Origin of the sequence: Rahnella sp. AN3-3W3 (assembly GCF_003263545.1) — a bacterium.
Lineage (GTDB): Bacteria > Pseudomonadota > Gammaproteobacteria > Enterobacterales > Enterobacteriaceae > Rahnella > Rahnella variigena.
Window position 1 is genome coordinate 45,075 of record NZ_JYDG01000011.1, and the last position, 17,338, is coordinate 62,412.

Annotated in this window: 13 protein-coding genes and 2 pseudogenes; 7 read left to right on the forward strand and 8 right to left on the reverse strand. The window is 58.0% G+C overall.

Annotated features, from left to right (window positions below; translation table 11 throughout):
* Positions 1–64 precede the first annotated feature (64 nt).
* Positions 65–970: a LysR family transcriptional regulator gene (locus tag UC15_RS05140; RefSeq protein WP_112287439.1), complete on the forward strand. Its 906-nt coding sequence runs from the start codon at positions 65–67 to the stop codon at positions 968–970.
* 15 nt (positions 971–985) lie between these two features.
* On the opposite strand, the gene exoX is transcribed toward UC15_RS05140, so the two are convergent.
* On the reverse strand, positions 986–1,648 hold the full coding sequence (gene exoX, locus UC15_RS05145; protein WP_112287440.1) for an exodeoxyribonuclease X: 663 nt from the start codon (positions 1,646–1,648) through the stop codon (positions 986–988).
* A 400-nt stretch (positions 1,649–2,048) separates the two neighbouring features.
* Between exoX and UC15_RS05150 the strand changes: the two are divergent.
* The 6 genes and pseudogenes from UC15_RS05150 to UC15_RS05175 all read left to right on the forward strand — a co-directional run bounded on the left by UC15_RS05150 (position 2,049) and on the right by UC15_RS05175 (position 8,491).
* Positions 2,049–3,202: pseudogene (locus UC15_RS05150) on the forward strand (mandelate racemase family protein).
* A 52-nt stretch (positions 3,203–3,254) separates the two neighbouring features.
* On the forward strand, positions 3,255–4,898 hold the full coding sequence (locus tag UC15_RS05155) for an ABC transporter substrate-binding protein (RefSeq protein WP_369964171.1): 1,644 nt from the start codon (positions 3,255–3,257) through the stop codon (positions 4,896–4,898).
* A gap of 41 nt (positions 4,899–4,939) precedes the next feature.
* Positions 4,940–5,956 carry an ABC transporter permease gene (locus UC15_RS05160; RefSeq protein WP_112287452.1) on the forward strand — a complete coding sequence of 339 codons (1,017 nt, stop codon included), beginning with the start codon at positions 4,940–4,942 and terminating at the stop codon, positions 5,954–5,956.
* Positions 5,953–6,858: an ABC transporter permease gene (locus UC15_RS05165; RefSeq protein WP_112287441.1), complete on the forward strand. Its 906-nt coding sequence runs from the start codon at positions 5,953–5,955 to the stop codon at positions 6,856–6,858. The genes UC15_RS05160 and UC15_RS05165 overlap by 4 nt, the downstream gene beginning before the upstream one ends.
* Complete coding sequence (locus tag UC15_RS05170) at positions 6,830–7,696, forward strand: ABC transporter ATP-binding protein (protein WP_112287453.1); 867 nt, start codon at positions 6,830–6,832, stop codon at positions 7,694–7,696. Before UC15_RS05165 ends, UC15_RS05170 begins: the two co-directional genes overlap by 29 nt.
* Before the next feature lie 24 nt (positions 7,697–7,720).
* Positions 7,721–8,491 carry an ABC transporter ATP-binding protein gene (locus UC15_RS05175; protein WP_112287454.1) on the forward strand — a complete coding sequence of 257 codons (771 nt, stop codon included), beginning with the start codon at positions 7,721–7,723 and terminating at the stop codon, positions 8,489–8,491.
* A 44-nt stretch (positions 8,492–8,535) separates the two neighbouring features.
* On the opposite strand, the gene tssG is transcribed toward UC15_RS05175, so the two are convergent.
* From tssG to UC15_RS05210, 7 genes and pseudogenes are all read right to left on the reverse strand, one after another.
* The gene (tssG, locus tag UC15_RS05180; RefSeq protein ID WP_112287455.1) at positions 8,536–9,621 is read right to left on the reverse strand and encodes a type VI secretion system baseplate subunit TssG; all 1,086 of its coding nucleotides are present in this window, start codon (positions 9,619–9,621) and stop codon (positions 8,536–8,538) included.
* Complete coding sequence (gene tssF, locus UC15_RS05185; protein ID WP_112287442.1) at positions 9,585–11,360, reverse strand: type VI secretion system baseplate subunit TssF; 1,776 nt, start codon at positions 11,358–11,360, stop codon at positions 9,585–9,587. The genes tssG and tssF overlap by 37 nt, the downstream gene beginning before the upstream one ends.
* On the reverse strand, positions 11,360–11,914 hold the full coding sequence (tssJ, locus tag UC15_RS05190) for a type VI secretion system lipoprotein TssJ (protein WP_232829818.1): 555 nt from the start codon (positions 11,912–11,914) through the stop codon (positions 11,360–11,362). The genes tssF and tssJ overlap by 1 nt, the downstream gene beginning before the upstream one ends.
* On the reverse strand, positions 11,880–15,248 hold the full coding sequence (locus UC15_RS05195) for an ImcF-related family protein (RefSeq protein WP_112287444.1): 3,369 nt from the start codon (positions 15,246–15,248) through the stop codon (positions 11,880–11,882). Before UC15_RS05195 ends, tssJ begins: the two co-directional genes overlap by 35 nt.
* Positions 15,241–16,656 carry a hypothetical protein gene (locus UC15_RS05200; protein ID WP_232829819.1) on the reverse strand — a complete coding sequence of 472 codons (1,416 nt, stop codon included), beginning with the start codon at positions 16,654–16,656 and terminating at the stop codon, positions 15,241–15,243. The genes UC15_RS05195 and UC15_RS05200 overlap by 8 nt, the downstream gene beginning before the upstream one ends.
* Positions 16,653–16,907, reverse strand: a complete 255-nt coding sequence (locus UC15_RS05205) for a PAAR domain-containing protein (protein ID WP_112287446.1) — start codon at positions 16,905–16,907, stop codon at positions 16,653–16,655. Before UC15_RS05205 ends, UC15_RS05200 begins: the two co-directional genes overlap by 4 nt.
* 68 nt (positions 16,908–16,975) lie before the next feature.
* Positions 16,976–17,338 (reverse strand): annotated as a pseudogene (locus tag UC15_RS05210) (hypothetical protein); the annotation flags it as partial.

Sequence of the window (17,338 nt, forward strand, 5' to 3'; positions counted from 1 at the left end):
ATCTGCACTTAATACCTGCACCAAACGCCTTCTCTCATTATTGCTGTTGCGTTACTCTGTGCAGATGACTGAACCCGATCTGAACTTACTTATTGCACTTGATGTGCTGCTGGCTGAAGCAAGTGTAGCCGCTGCTGCCCGACGTCTGGGATTAAGCGCCTCTGCCATGAGCCGTACGCTGGGTCGCCTGCGCGAAAGTACCGGCGATCCGCTGCTGGTGCGTGCCGGACGAAATATGGTGCTGACGCCTTACGCCGAAGAAATCCGCCAGCGTGCCCGTAATGCCAGTTTTGAAGCCCGCGCGCTGTTGCGGCCTTCGTCGGCAGATTTCAATGTCGCCAGACTTGAGCGCACTTTCCTGATCCGATCCAATGATGGTTTTGTGGTGGCCTTCGGCGCAGCGATGATTGCCGCGGCGGCGCAGGTCGCCCCTTCTGTGTGTTTGAGATTTATGCCAAAACCGGAAAAAACCTCGAATGCATTGCGTGAAGGGCGGGTCGATCTTGAGATTGGCGTTTTAGGCGAAATGGGGCCGGAAATTCGTTTACAGACGTTGTTCCGCGACAGGTTTATGGGCGTGGTGAGAAAAGGGCATCCGCTGGCAGGTGAGAAAATGATTACCGCGAACGAGTATGTGTCTTTCGGACATGTTGTCGTTTCGCGCCGCAACAGCACCTATGGACCTGTCGATGACGCGCTGGCGGAAGTCGGATTGAAACGGAAAATCGCCGCCGTCGTGCCGGGGTTTTCTGCCGCGCTGGCGATTGCACAAAACTCCGATCTGGTGGCGCTGATCCCCGCTTCATTTCTGATTGCTGAGCCAGACCGGTTACATGCGTTTGAACTGCCGGTGATCACCCGCGAAATCACTATCTCTCAGATGTGGCATCCGCGTTCAGAAGTCGATCCGGCGCACCGCTGGTTGCGACAACTGGTGCTGAGTATTTGCAGGAATAAAATCCCGGATTAACTCACATTCAGTCCCTTACTCTGCGTCGAGATAATGTCTGAGCGTCATCCGCAAATCGGGCGTTAATTCTTTGATGTTATTAAGCATCCAGCGCAAATACCCCGGATCATCCTCGGCGATTTCTGCAATTTTCCGGCCGCGATATTTCCCGAACATCATGGTGCTGACCAGGGCCGGGCGTCCGGTAATGGTCACCATTTCTTCGGGCGTCCAGCCTGATTCATCCATGATGCGGATCAGCAGCGCGGCAGTAATATAGCAGTCAAACAGCGCACGGTGATGATGCAAGTCCGCAGGCGTGGCAACTTGCAGCTTGAGAGATTTGTAGAGTGCCATATTGCTGTACTTGATCCCCGGCCATAAACGACGGGAAAGTTTCACTGTGCAAATCCATTCGCCCGGCATTTCTGGCAGCATACGCTGGTCAAAACTGGCGTTGTGCGCCACATAATATTGACTGCCGTGATAGCGCGGAATGATCTCCTCAATCCACGGTTTATCGGCAACCATTGCTTCGGTGATTTTATGAATGGCCATCGCCTGATGGCTGATCGGACGATCCGGGCGCACCAGATCACTCATCGGATTAACGATTTTCCCGTTCTCAATATCGACGGAGGCCACTTCCACCACGCCACCCTGCAATCCGCAGGTTTCCGTATCAATAACACGCAACATTTTCTACTCCGGCTGATCACCAAATACTTTCAATACCGCTAGCCTAACGGAATGGCTTTCCTGTGCCCACTTTTCTGATCACAACTTTTTTCATCACAAACAAAGGCTGGATATCTCCCTGCACTCACTCCGTCTATTTCCTGTACAGATCACAGTTCGCCTCTCTTTCGTGAAAATGCTCACATTCATCCGTGCAGATGCCCAAACAAACCCGGAAATTTTCGGCTTTTAGCTGTGGAAAAGGGATCACAAACTGGCTAAGTTCATTATTGAAACGCTATTTTATTATTGTTGGATTGCGGTTTTAAGGAAGTGTGAGTGCGCTCACATTGCTGAATGAACACGCAATTGCGGCGCGCCCTGAAGGGCGTTAACTCACTCAGTAATGGCAGGTATCGCTGTGAAAATAAGTTCCGTTGAAGTCTCTGTTTTTACTTATCCGACCCGTCGCGTTTCTGACAGCGCGGGTCATTCGCATCCGGGTGAAGAAAGTCAGGCGAAAATGGCGATGTTAACCATCACCACTGATGAAGGCGATTGCGGCTATTCGTTTGCACCGCCGGAAGTTGTGCGTCCGCACGTAGTGAATGCTTTTTTCAGAAAAGTACTGATCGGTCAGAATCCGTTCGACCGTGAACGTCTCTGGCAGGATCTGGTGCACTGGCAGCGCGGCAGTGCGCATCAGCTGACCGAAAGGGCCCTGTCGTTTGTCGAACAGGCATTGTGGGATCTGATTGGCCGCAAACTGAACATGCCGGTGCACAAATTATTGGGCGGATTCCGCGAGAAAGTACCGGCGTACGGCAGCACCATGTGCGGCGATGAGCTGAAAGGCGGATTATCGACACCTGACGAGTTCGGCCAGTTTGCCGAAAAACTGGTCGCGCGCGGTTATCAGGCTATCAAACTGCACACCTGGATGCCGCCGGTGGCGTTTGCACCGGATCCGAAAATGGACATCAAAGCCTGCGCCGCCGTGCGTGAAGCCGTCGGGCCGGACATCGAACTGATGCTTGACGGCTATCACTGGTACAGCCGCAGTCAGGCGCTGACCATTGGTAAGGCGCTGGAAAAACTCAACTTTGCGTGGTTCGAAGAACCGATGGAAGAAGAGAGCATGGCGTCCTACGCATGGCTGGCGGAAAACCTGTCGATTGACGTGATCGGACCGGAAAGTCTCGGCGGTAAGCATCACAGCCGCGCGGACTGGGTGAAAGCCGGAGCCTGCGACATTTTACGTGCAGGTGCTAACGGCGTCGGTGGTATCTCGCCGTGTATGAAAGTCGCCAGTCTGGCAGAAGCCTTTGGCATGGATTGTGAAGTCCACGGCAACGGCGCGGCGAGTCTGGCGGTGGTAGGGGCTATCCGCAACTGCCGCTGGTACGAGCGCGGTCTGCTGCATCCGTTCCTCGAATACGACGAACCCGCTGCGTATCTGAACAGCATCGTTGACCCGATGGATGAGCACGGTTTTGTGCATCTTTCTGACCGCCAGGCCTGGGTGAGGACATCAATTTTGATTACATAGAAACCCATACCGTCAGTCGCGACTGACCTGCGGGCAGAAAAAAATAATAAACCTCTGACTCTACCCGGAAGGTACATCATGAACTCTGGCAAAACGTGGGGCGCGTGGATTTTCGCGCTCCTGCTGATGACCGGTGGCTGGACGGCGCAGGCGAAAACGCCGCCCGACCAGCTGATCATCGGCATGAACATGAATAACCTGTTAACGCTCGATCCGGCAGCGATGACCGGCAATGATATTGTCGGCATCGTGGTCAATCTTTACGATCCGCTGATTGAGCTTGATCCGCAACAACTCACCAACGTGCGCCCGGCGCTGGCGACCTCGTGGGAGGTCAATGACGCCCGTAATCTCATCACGTTTCATCTGCGCGACGGCGTGAAATTCCACTCCGGCAATCCGGTCACCGCGGACGATGTTGTGTGGTCGATGCGCCGCATTCTGCACCTCAATCTGGCACAGGCCTCGGTGTGGAAATCCTACGGTTTCAGCAAAAAGAATGTCGATGAGATGGTGCGTTCGCCGTCTCCCGGTATCGTCGAAATTCAGTTACCTAAACCCAATGACCCGAAACTGGTGATTTACTCACTGGCGGCGCTCGGCAGCGTGGTAGCGCTGGACAGCAAAACTGTGCAGGCGCATGAAGTGAATGGCGACTGGGGTAACCGCTGGCTGACCACCAACGAAGCCGGTTCCGGGCCGTTTCGCCTCGATAACTGGCAGGCGAAAGACGTGCTGAACATGAGCCGTAATCCGCAGTACTGGCGCGGTGAACCTAAGCTTTCGCGCGTAGTCTTCCGCCATTTTCAGGAATCGCAGACGTTGCGCCTGATGATTGAAAAAGGCGATCTGGATATTGCCAATAACATGGCTGTATCGGATGTTACCGCGCTCAGTCACGACCCGGCGATGCAGGTCGATCAGGTAAAAAAAGGCACCATTTATTACGTGGCGATGAGCATGAAAGAGCCGCATTTTGCTAACCCGAAAGTACGCGAAGCGGTGCGCTATCTGATTGATTATCAGGGCATCGGCAAGGCGCTAATGAACGGTTACGGCATTGTGCATCAGCGGCCGATACAGGTCGGGATGCCTGCCACGCTGCCGGATCCGGGTTACCAGCTGGATATCCCACGTGCGAAAACCCTGCTGGCGGAAGCCGGATATCCCGACGGTTTTGATACCACGCTGCGGGTGCTGGCCGATCAGCCATTCCTCAATATCGCCATTGCTGTGCAGTCCACGCTGATGCAGGCAGGCATTCGCGCCAAAATTGTCACCGGCACCGGTAACCAGATTTACGGCGCGATGCGTGAACGTAAGTTCGACATGCTGGTCGGGCGCGGCGGCAGCGGCGTGGAACCGCATCCGCATTCCAGCCTGCGTGCGCTGGTTTATAACCCGGATAACAATGACGCGGCGCGGCTGACCAACTTTCAGGGCTGGCGCACCGGTTTTTACGATAAACAGCTGAACATGGATATCGATCAGGCGCTGCTCGAACGTGACCCGGAGAAACAAAAACAGGATTACTTCGCCATTCAGGAACGCTATGACGCGCTGATCCCGGCGCTGGTGCCGCTCTCGCAAATGGTTGATTCCATTGTGGTGCGCAGGGACGTCAAAAATTACCTGCCGCATCCTTCTGCGACCACGTTCCTGCGCGACGTCCGGAAAGACGAACCTGCTGACGTCCAGCCAACCGGAGGTAAAGGGTTATGACCATGCAAATTCCGGCTCCCGCTTCAAAGCAAACGGCGCGGATGTCATTCCCCGCCGGACGTATCGGCAAACGGCTGGTGCAGGTGGCGGTCACACTCTTTGGCTTGCTGTTGCTGACGTTTTTTATTGGCCGCGTGATGCCGGTGGATCCGGTGCTGGCGATTGTCGGACCGGACGCCGACCACAGCACCTATGAACAGGTTTACCACCAGCTCGGTTTTGATAAACCGTTGTGGACGCAGTTCGGCATCTACCTTTCCGGGCTGGCGCACGGCGATTTAGGCAACGCGCTGCTGACCGGCAAACCGGTGACGCAGGACATTCTGCGCGTGTTCCCGGCCACCATGGAACTGGCGACGCTGGCGATCATTCTCGGCGCAGGCGTCGGTATACCGTTAGGTGTGCTGGCGGCGGCAAAACGCAACAGTATTGCGGATTACGTAGTGCGTATCATCAGTCTGGCCGGATATTCCACGCCGATATTCTGGGTCGGCATGATGGGCTTACTGGTGTTTTACGCCTGGCTCGGCTGGGTCGGCGGTGCCGGTCGGGTAGATTTCAGCCTTGACGGACAGGTTACGCGCCACAGCGGATTTATGCTGATCGACGCGCTGATCGCCGGAAACTGGGAAGTGTTCCGCAACGCGCTAAATCACCTGATCCTGCCTGCGTCGTTGCTCGGCTTTCATTCGCTGGCCTACATCAGCCGTATGACCCGCAGCTTTATGCTGGCGCAACTTTCACAGGAATTCATTATCACTGCCCGCGTCAAAGGGCTAAGCGAATGGCATGTGCTGTGGAATCACGCCTTCCGCAACATCCTGGTTCAGTTGCTGACCGTGGTGGCGCTGGCGTACGGCTCACTGCTGGAAGGCGCGGTGCTGATAGAAACCGTGTTTTCGTGGCCGGGCTTTGGTTCGTATCTCACCAGCAGCCTCATGCTGGGCGACATGAACGCGGTGATGGGCTGTGTGCTGGTGGTGGGGATGATTTTCGTGGTGCTGAATTTGCTCTCTGACCTGCTTTATCAGGTCTTTGACCCGAGGACAAAAGTATGACGATTTCCCTCGATTCCGTCACGCTCAGCGCAGGCGATGAAAAACGTCAGCGCGTGAAAAGGGCGTTTGGCCGCGTGGGCCATTTTCTGTGGCAGATGGCCTGTAATCCGCTGACGGCCATCGGCGGCGCGATAGTTCTGGTGCTGATGATTGTGGCGATTTTTGCGCCATGGATCGCGCCGTTTCATCCGCTGGTGCAGGATTTAAACAACGCGCTCAGCCCGCCGTCGGCGGCGCACTGGTTCGGCACCGACGAGTTTGGCCGCGATATCTTCAGCCGTCTGGTGTATGGCTCGCGCATCACTTTGTATATCGTGCTGCTGGTGTCGGTCACCGTCGGGCCGCTCGGCTTACTGCTCGGCGTCACCGCCGGGTATTTCGGCGGCAAAACGGACATGGTGCTGATGCGCGTCACCGATATTTTCATCTCTTTCCCGAGTCTGGTGCTGGCGCTGGCGTTTGTCGCCGCGCTGGGTCCCGGCCTGGAACATGTGGTGATCGCCATTACGCTCACCGCGTGGCCGCCGATTGCGCGTCTGGCACGTGCCGAAACGCTCTCGCTGCGACAGGCTGATTTTATCTCGGCGGTGCGGTTGCAGGGCGCGAGTCCGCTGCGGGTTTTGTGGCGTCACATTGTGCCGCTGTGCCTGCCGTCGGTGATCATCCGTATCACCATGAATATGGCCGGTATCATTCTGACTGCCGCCGGTCTGGGCTTTCTCGGGCTTGGCGCACAGCCGCCGGATCCGGAGTGGGGCGCGATGATTTCCAGTGGCCGTACGTACATGATGGAGTGCTGGTGGGTGGCGACCATTCCCGGTCTGGCGATCCTGATTAACAGCCTGGCGTTCAACTTTTTAGGAGATGGCCTTCGTGACATCCTCGATCCCCGAAATGACTGACGCTCCGGCGTTACTCGATGTGCAGGATTTGCACGTCAGCTTTGTGAATGGCCGTCAGGTGACGCAGGCGGTACGCGGCGTGTCTTTCCAGCTCGGACGCGAAAAACTGGCGATTGTCGGCGAATCCGGCTCGGGTAAATCCACCGTCGGTCGTGCGCTGTTGCATCTGCATCCCTTAAAAGCGCAGATCACCGCCAGCAAAATGCAGTTCGCCGATGTCGATCTGCTGCGCGCCAGCCCGAAGCAGATGCGTCAGGTACGCGGCAAACGGATTTCGATGATTATGCAGGACCCAAAATACTCACTGAATCCGGTGCTGTGCGTGGGCGATCAAATCGCCGAAGCGTGGCGGTCGCACCACAAATGTTCGTATCAGGATGCCAAACGCAAAGTGCTGAACATGCTCGACGTGGTGCGCATCCGGGATCCGGAACGGGTGTACGGCCTGTACCCGCATGAGATATCCGGCGGGCAGGGACAGCGCATCATGATTGCAATGATGCTGATCACCGACCCCGAAATGGTGATCGCCGATGAACCGACCTCGGCGCTGGATGTGTCCGTGCGTTTACAGGTGCTGGCGCTGCTCGACGACCTGGTGAAAACGCGCGGTCTGGGACTGATATTTATCAGTCACGACATCAATCTGGTGCGCAGTTTCTGCGACCGTGTGCTGGTGATGTACGCCGGACGCATCGTGGAATCCATCGCCGCCACTGATCTCGATAACGCGCAGCACCCGTACACGCGTGGCCTGCTGAACGCGCTGCCGGACATGGATAACCGTCGTTATCCGCTGCCGGTAATGCAACGGCAGGCCAGCTGGCTGACAGACTAAGGAGCCGACATGACAGCTAAAACCATGATTGACGTGCGTAACCTGAACCTGACGTTTGGCGAAGGCGCGAAAACCACGCAGGTGCTGACGGATGTGAATATCGCCGTGCGTGAAGGCGAGATTTTCGGGCTGGTGGGCGAATCCGGTTCCGGTAAAACCACGGTGCTGAAATGTCTGGCGGGGTTGTTTACTCACTGGAAGGGCGAGCTGGAAATCGATGGCCAGCAGCTCGAACACCGCATTGGTCGCGACCGCTGCCGTCTGGTGCAGATGGTGTTTCAGGATCCGTACGGTTCGCTGCATCCGCGCCACACCATCGGCGATATTCTGGAAGAGCCGTTGCAAATTCACCGTATCGACCAGCGTGATCAACGCATTAATACCATTCTGGAGAAAGTCGGTTTAAACCGCGCATTCCGCAGCCGCTATCCGCATCAGCTTTCCGGCGGACAGCGCCAGCGCGTGGCGATTGCGCGGGCACTGATCCTCAAACCGCGCGTGTTACTTCTCGACGAACCGACCTCAGCACTGGATGTGTCGGTACAGGCGGAAATCCTCAATTTGCTGTTCGATCTTCAAAAAGAGGAAGGGCTGACTTATCTGATGGTCACGCACGATTTGGGTGTGATCGCCCATCTCTGCCAGCGCGTCGCGGTGATGAAATACGGCAAAATCCTCGAAACACTGGAAACCGATGCCCTGCTGCGCGGCGATATTACGGATGATTACACCCGCGTGCTGGTCGACGCCAGCCGCGACTACAGCCGTGAAATGGCGGCGAAAGTGATGCTGTAGGAAGGAGGAAAGGCCACTATAGCGGCAGTGATGCAGCGGCCTTTTTATCTCTTAGCCCTGATCCTACCCAGTTTCATTATCACCTGCTCCGGCATGTCATCCAGATTATCTTCCCGTAACCCCATCACCACGTTATACCCCGCCATCAGCATAGGGTCACCCAGGCGTGGCAGCGGTGCGAGCTTCATCGGAATCGTCAGTGTCAGGCTGGCGTCGTAATCACACCCCAGGTACACGCGCAGCAGGGTAAACACGTCTTCCCGCAGCTGGCCGCCTGGCAACCAGCCTTTAGCCTCAGCCGCGTCTTCGGTAAACATTTCCACGCCGATGCAATAGTTGGCGTCCTCCGTATGACTGCCAAGAACCAGATGATCGCCTAACTTTTGTTGCTCTGAAAACGAGAATCTCGCCCGTTTGCCTGCCAGCATCCGGGTCACTATGTGCGGTTTCACGGTGACCTGCGTATTCGGTGCCTGCGTGCGGATCACGCTGGTGATACCTTCCGCCGTGCGGGTAGTTCTGACCAGCGGCTGTAGCAATGCCAGTAAACGCGAGGCGGGCACGTCGCCGCTGTCGGTGATGCCGGTCAGGGCCATCAGGCTGCGTGACGTTTTGTCGGTACCGCCGTCCTCAAAGGTGGCGGGGTAGCTGTACTTTCTCCAGATTCGGTAAAACTGCATCATCATCCGGTGGTTAAAGATGTCTAAAAAGGCTTCCAGTGCCTCGTGACCTTCGCGCTGCTGAGCGATGTCATCGATGTAGCCGGTCGGCAGCGGCGAGTCCACGCCGTACAGTCCCATGAAGGTGGTGCGTACCGTCGGCGGCGCATCAGGGCGTTCTTCGCTCGTTTCTACGGCTTTAAGTTCGCTGACCGGGAATCCCATCCCGGGATGCGGGCGAAAACGCACCGCGTCGTTTTTCGGCGAGAAGGTGCTGCCAGGCGGTTTACTCCCGGTCAGCTGTTTTTCCAGCAACTGGCAGAAACGGTAGAAGTTAAAGGCGTGCACCCGGTCGTTACCGTCCTTGTCCCGCCAGAATTCCTTCAGGACGTTCTCTTTCTTTTTAGCATGGTCATCAAAATCATCTGGCATCATCAGAACAGCACCCGCGTCAGGCGGCGTTCCGGCCATGCCCATTGTATCCCGGACTGACTGAGCGTCACCGTCAGCTGAATGAACCGGCGGACATCGGCGTACTGGGTGTAGAACTGCTCCAGAATTTCGCAAAACAGCAATGCATCGCCCTGGCCACAGAACTGATGTTCATCAAGCGTTACGCGGATAGCCACGCCGTGCCAGCCTTCGGCGGGGTAGTGAGACGGCGTATAGCTCACCTGCGTAATGCCCGCAATGCGTCGGGCATTGTCCGGGTCATGCGTCCAGTCCAGCAGGCTGAGCGCGTGACGCAGCGTGTCGGTTTCCATCAGACCGGCGATGGCCTGCGGATGCAGCAGTGACAGCACCTGCCACTGGTAAAGTTCAGCGGTCGGCGGGTAATGCGGCATGGAGGGACGCGTGCGGGTGGCACACTTCAGCTCAAGATTACCCAGGGCGGTCTCACCGTCGAATACGCTCTCCTGCAACGCCATACGCGGCCAGGCGCCATTAGTACAGGTCATGTTCAGGCGCATTTTCAGGCCGTTCTGCGCCTCGTGAGTGCGGCCTCCGAGCATTAAAATGGTCTCGTTCAGCCCGGACGTTCCGCGGTACATGCGGGTGTGATAATAACGGTCGGGCCAGTTTTTAGCGTATTTCAGCATCCCGCCTTTCTGACGAAACTGGCTGTAGGGCACGTAGCTGAATTCGGCGTTGTCTTCGGTCACTTCCGCGACCTCATTAACCGCGTAGATTTCGGTGTTGCCGTCGCTGAGCCGGTGTGGCCGCAGGCGGTAATCACTGACCGCGGTGGTCACGGACAGCGGCTGGGCCAGCAGACGGAACAGGTTAATCACCGGCACGCAGTGCATGCGGATGGCGTCCGGCGGTACGGCTAAATCGTACGGCCAGCGTTCGCTGAGCGTCACCTCGATATCAAAGGAGGTAGTGTTGGCCGGAAAGGTCAGGTTTTCCAGTCCGCGCAGCTGGATAAAGAAATATCGCTCAGGGGAAGTGAAATACTCCAGCCACGGGCGCACCTCGCCGCACAGTGCCGGGCTGTCGCTTTCCGGCCAGATTGAGGCGTCGTTTTCTGCCTGCCAGCGCGGCAAAAACTGCACGTCTACCTGCATCAGCTCTGTCGATTCCTGCCAGAACCGCACGTTCACCCGCTTTACCTGACGGCTGAGAGCCAGATACAGCGCCGACTGCAGCACGCGGTCGCCGTTGAGGTACAGGCTGATGTTCTGCCAGTCGGCGCGGCGGATTTCAGTGAGGGCGGGCAGGGTAAAGCGCAGTTTCAGCGCCTGCTGGCCTTCGGGCAGGGTGAATAACGAAACGTTGTCGAGTGCAAAAGGATGCATCTGCAGGTCACGGGTCGTGTGGTAGATACAACGCTGACGGGCGTTGCCTGACGGCCGGGTTAACAGATCGCTCTCAGCAGGCAATATTTCCTCACGCACGTGCAGCTCCGGCGCCGCCGGTGTCAGTTCGACAATCGCCGTGGAGGGGAGGGTGCGGTTGATCACCGGCAGCAGGTGCGAGAGCAGCGGCTCAGTGAGCTCGGGAATATCGTCATCAATCTTCTGCCGCAGTTTCGCCATCATCAGCGAAAAGCCCTGAAACAACCGCTCCACCGAGTCATCGCGCGGAACCGGACTGCTGTCCAGACCTAACGCCCGCCCCAGTTCCGGGAATTCTTGCGCAAACTCCAGCCCGGCTTCCTTCAGGTAGCGCATTTCGCCGTCAAAATATTTTAAGAAATTGTCTTCCATTACTGATTTTTCCTGAGCTGCAGCCGGTTGTCATTGAGCTCAACGATCCGGTCTTTACTGTCATCGAGGTCATTGCGTTCGAGAACCAGCCGCCAGGTGTTGTTTGTGACATCCGGTGCCATAAAGAGGGCCACCACGGCGACAAACTTTGCGTCGGCATGCAGCGGCACGGCCACCGTCGCCTCTGCGTCCGGCATCACCTGGACAACCTGCCGGTCGGGCAGGTCAGCGGCCAGCACGGTGTTGTCCTGCCTGAGCAGGGCGGCGTAGCTGGCCGTATCAAAGGTTTTACGGTCTTTGAGCTGATAAACGCGCACCACCGTCGGCAGCGCCTCGCCGCCTTCGTTGCTGTTGAGCGCGGCACGGGAGGTCAGCTTCAGGTGCAGAGTATCTATTTTACGGTAGAACAGGGCCTCTGCGACCGAAGAGGCGCCGTTGCCCACGTGCTGCGTCAGGCCGCAGCTGCTTATCAGTAAGGGCAGTAATAACAGCGCGGTGCCGCGTCTTAGTCGCTGCAAATTATTGGGCGTCATGGCGCGTTGTGTCCTCCGCATTGTCCGTGGCCATGCCCGGAGAGTTAAATATTTGGGCTGGCAACGTAAAGCGTCGCAGGGTCAGCAGTTCCAGCGGGCCACCGCCGCTTTGGGTGCGTAACACCACGTTCAGCGTCTCTCTGGTGACAGTTTGCCAGCTCAGGCGATAGCGGCTGCTGTCGAGCTGTTCAACCTGCGCCTTATCGAGTAAACGCAGCCAGGCCCAGCCGCCGTCCGCCTGAAAATAGCTCTGGAAGGCGTCGGCGCTTTTCCCCGATGCCGCGACCGGTGAGTACGTCAGGGACACCTGTGGATGATCGCTGGCGGCGTCTGGCCAGCGGAACGTCTGCCAGCCCGGCAGCTGGTTAAAGTACTTCAGGGTGGCATCGTCTATCTGCAGGTCAGTTTCCACCACGTTGCGCGTCGGGCGGATCTGCAGCTCAAAGGTCACGCCGGGTTTACCCTGCGGGAAGACGCGGCGGCCGAGCTGGCTCAGCTGGTTAACTGCGCTGAGGAAGTCCGGGTTGATGCTCATTCCCTGGGTGTTGAGCGGATTCGGTACCCAGCTGTCACCCTGTTTTTCCAGCACGCCGGCCAGTTGCTGGGTAATAAACTGGTCAATCAGGCCGGTATCCGGCGTCAGATAGTGAGCCAGCTGGGTGAAATCCGCGTCATTTTTGGTGTTATCGAACGGGTAGCGTCCGGTAAATTCCGCCTGCCACGGGTTCTGCACCTGTACCTGCCAGGCGCTGTTGATCCCCTGCTGTGCCGGAGCCATGACGCCGTTCCACGCCTGTTCCAGCGGCTGGACAAACGCGGCGTCGGCAAAGCTGCTCCATTCGCCACCCAGGCTAGCCGCCAGAAGCTGCGCGTAGTGACGGCCCTGCGACAGCGTGGTGTCGCCGTTGCTGAAGGCGGATTTGACCAGGCTTTGTGCCATTGCCTGCGGGTCTGAGGCATTGGCCACCTGCATCAGCTGTAATCGCGTTTGTGACACCTGCAGCAGGTAGTTGCTGACGGAAACGACGGCGGTATTCTGTGCCACAGGCGTTTCACCTGCCGCCGGGGTTTCCGGCGGTAACACGGCCAGCAGCGGGGCGAAGGTCTCGCTCAGCACGCGGGTCGGGTCATTGCGCCCGCCGGCAAATCCGGCGTCCGGCGTGGTTTTCGACACCAGCATTTGTGCCGATTTCAGCAGGGAGTCCCCCATTGCTTCGCGATGCTGACCGGCCGCGCCCTGATAACGCAGGGTGCGGCTCAGGGCCAGCAGCGGCGACTGACGGGCATCGGCCAGCTGGGTCAGCTGATCGAGGGAGGTGCTCAGCGAGTCGCTGGTGTTCCAGCGGATGCTGTTGAGGAAATTGAGCCAGGCGCTGGTGTAATCGGCAAAGTAGCGTTCGGTCAGGCGGTACTGCAGCTGGTCTTTGGTCAGCAGCTGCTGTTCGCCTTTATCATCCAGCACCCAGTCGGAGGTGACGTGGCGTGCCGCAGCGGCTTTATCAATCGCGTCGCTGACCTCTCCCTCCCAGGCTTCACGGGTGAACATGCCAGGCAGGGTGTCATCGGTGGAGAACAGCTGACCGCCGGCGGTTTCCCCGAGCAGGCTGTCGAGCGTGACGTCGGCATAGTGCGGCGACACGCTCAGCAACACCTGCTGATACAGCGCGTTTTCGCTGTTGCTGATGCCTTTCTGGCTGCGCAGAATAGTGCGCACGTTGGCCACCAGCGGGTCATCGGCAGGCAGCTTCCACTGCGGTTGGCGCGGCAGTTGCTGCAGGTAAAAGCCGAGCAGTTTGTCTGAACGGGCCAGCCATTCTCCGGGAGCCACGCCATCCGGCACCGTCCACAGAGGAGACAGCACCGGCTGCATAAAGGCCGGATCGGCGTGCTCAGGATGCATCAGCATCAGGTAAGCTTTTAGCTGCTGATAGGCCAGTTTCCCGGCCAGACGTCGTTCGGCAGAGCCCGGCGGCAGGGACACAAACGCCTGCAGCCGGTCTTTCAGCACGTTAACCATAGGCGTTATCAGCAGCGCCTGACTTTGCCGGGTATAGGCAGGCCACAGTGCCTCGATCACCGCATCGCGCTGATCGAGGCCGAAGCGGTGCAGCCACGGCGAGCCGTTTTGCTGCCACCACAGCAGGCGGTCAATGTTGTCCTGCAGGGCTACGCTGCGGGTCAGCGTGTCGGACATCGGGGCCGGCGTGCGGGTCGCCTGCAGCAGCGCCTGGCTGTCGGCGATAAGCGTGCGGTTGGCACAGGCAGATATTCCCATGCCCAGCACCCACAGCCCCGCCAGCGTCAGCGTGCCGATGGCCAGCTTGTCACCGTTGGACAGGTGGTCGCGGCGACCCTGCTGCGTCCGGCTTTGTGCGATCACGCCGTTCCAGGCGGGGGACAAATAGCAGGCGTGGGAGCGTTGCTGAACAGAAGCCGGTTCAGGGGCAGCAGGCATAAAGAAGATGCCGCCGGCCAGCACGCGCTGATGCTCACCGAGCCACGGCTGAAAACGCTGCCTGAGCAACGCGCCGGTGTGGTGTTTCAGATCCCCTGACAGCTGCAGCAGCCAGGCCCAGCGTTTGTTCTCGTTCAGCTGCGCAATGCCCTGCGGGATGAGCGTGGCGGCAAGCTGACTGAGCTGGTCGTCAAGTGAGACCGGCGTGCCCGCCGGCCAGTGACAGCCGATACTCTGCACCGGGCGGTCGTCCTGTTCCCACTGCGGCTCACTCAGGCACACGCCAAACACCGGCGGACGCCAGCGGAGGGTGTGCCCGAGCGCGATAAACTGCCGATAGACGGTGTCGCTGTTGCCCGCCGGCAGCGTCTGATTAGGCACCGGCTGCGTAGTCCACAGGTATTGCGGCGCAGCCGTCACATCGGTGACCCACAGCACGGCGTTAAAGGCGCGGCGCCCGCGAATGTCGCGCAGCTGCGTCACGGCGGCCAAATCCAGCGCATCGGCCTCGCCACACCAGATAAGGACGGCGTTCTGGCTTTCCTGCCAGCGCGCCTGCGTCAGGCCGGGGGCGACTTTCTCCACCACCTCTGCCTCACCGGTGACCAAAAGCCACGGCTGTTTGTGCTTCCAGTGCCAGCCATAGCGGTGACGCAGGGTGAAACGCAGGGTATCAAACGCCGTGATGCGCGCATCGTCCTGTGTCCCGGGCGGGCGGTTAAAATCGAGCAATTCCAGGGCGAAGGCGTAGCGGGCCAGCAGAAAATAGCTCAGCAGGATGACGCCGGTTGCCCACCAGGCCACGCCGTGGGTGAGGGTTTCTCCGTCCGCGTTCAGCCACAGAAAGCTCAGGGCCAGGGCGAGCATCACCACCAGCATCAGGTGAAGGCTTTTAGTCATGACGTTGTTGTTCCAGCAGGTGCCATTCCACATCGAGCCGCTTACGCCATAAGCGCAGTGCCAGAGGGACAGAGAAACTCAGTAAGGCCGCGACAACCACCAGTCCGCCACCCAGCCAGGGCAGCATGCCCATCTGCGTATCACGATCGGCGGGGAGTAATATCAGAGCCAGCATCACGGCCACGATCCCCGCCAGATAGGCCAGCGGATAGCGTGAAATCGTATCGGCAGGCATGTCCACGGGCGCAGCAGGCTGGGTGCTGAGCTGAACCAGGCTGATGGACTCCTCAGACTGTGCGGCGACCAGCTGGCCGCGCTGGCCTAAATCGCATCCCTGCGCCGCGAGGCACAGGGCAAGCCAGAAGGAGGCCGGACTCGCAGGGCCTAACAGCAGGGACAGATCGTGACGCCCCTGTGCCGGCAGCATCACGTCGTGTTCATCGAGCAAGGCCAGCAGGGCGCCGCGCTCCCGGCTGTGCAACCCGGCATCCCACAAATGGCTCAGACGTTTGGCATCGGTTTGGCCGGTGGCAAGAAATTGCGGGAAGTCTGCATCGAGGTCGTGCGATTGAGTCACCAGCGGGCGGAACAGGTATACCGGGCGGAAAGGCGGGGCTTTTATCACCGGCCCGGAAGACCTCTGGAAGAGCAGGGCGGAGCAGCTGGCACTGGCCTGGCTTTTGCCGTCAAGCAGATGCAGGGCAATCACCAGTCGCGGAACGGAAATGTCTTCATCACACCAGGCATGCAGTAATGTGGCGTCAGGAACCTTATCCTGCAGGTAGACATTCTCAGGATTAATTCGCTTGTTAAGCTGTTGATTCCAGTAATGCTCTATGGCCGGGACCGCCTGCTTTTCGTCGACATTACCATAAAGCCATATCTCCACGGCGGGCAGGGCACGTAAGGCGCTGTGCATTGGCGTCAGCGTTTGGATGATGACACTTTTGAGCGGTGATTCACCGATCAAGACCGGAACGGTCAGCATAATATTTTCGGATTTAGACGGTGCCTGCGGTGGCATACCCTCCAGGCCGAGGGTACGGCTGGCCACGTCGGCTTCAGGCGTCAGACAATGGAATGCAACCAGCCGCAGAGACCTGCGTCCACAGTGCTGCCAGTGGGCATACGTGCGGTCAATAAACAGATGTCGCCATTCAGTCTGACGACGGACCTGCAACGCCGCACTGAGCACAAAGGCCATCACCGCAGTGGAGGCCAATAACGGCAGCAACAACAGCCAGAACCAAAATCGCAGATTGGTAAATCCACGCTGAACCGGCCAGGTGAAAAACAACGCGATAGCAGCGAGTGCGACACATGCTGACGGTATCGCCAGCCACCACCACCAGGCAGGAAGTTTGGGTAAGGCGTTGCGGACCATCTGCGGAAGATGCCAGTTCATCATTGCGCTCCGGCGTTCGGCAGGGTCGTCTTGACGGTGCATCCACACTGCGCAACACAGCCGTCCACAATCACGGCTTTACCATTCATTTTCCAGGTCGGATGCCCCTGATTCACTGGCACTGTGCCATGCTGAGAACAGCTGACGGTATCACCGGCTAACATCACTGGTTTACCTTCAAATAATGCCCCAGACGCTGAGCTGACGTTGCCGCCGTGTGTATGGGGATCGCCTAGGCGAATGACACCTTTCATCACTTATACCTTCCCTGATAGCAGAATGTTCGCACGCTGTGAGCGAGACGCTTCGCAAACGCACTATTTTATTTTGATGTCAGCCCTAAATTTGGGTCACAGCGCATATGATCCCAGCCGGTATAATTTTTGACTTCGGGCACTTTATTGGGGATACCCTGAAAATTTCTTCTATAGGTGTCTGTAGTCCAATGATTAGGGCCAGAAAAAGAGTTCCATGACGAATACTCTGTTCCCCATTTACCTCCACCATAACCTGGACGCATATGGTGGGTTTGCAACACTCCGCGTCTTGTCGTGAAGGAATAGTCAATCCCACTTCCTCCAGGCTCAAGACGTGGGTCATCAAAGGGTTTGGAACTCATGTAAATATCACCAGCTTTAGTCAGCATAAAACCCTGATCGTTGACTACTGTGAACGACTCAATTTC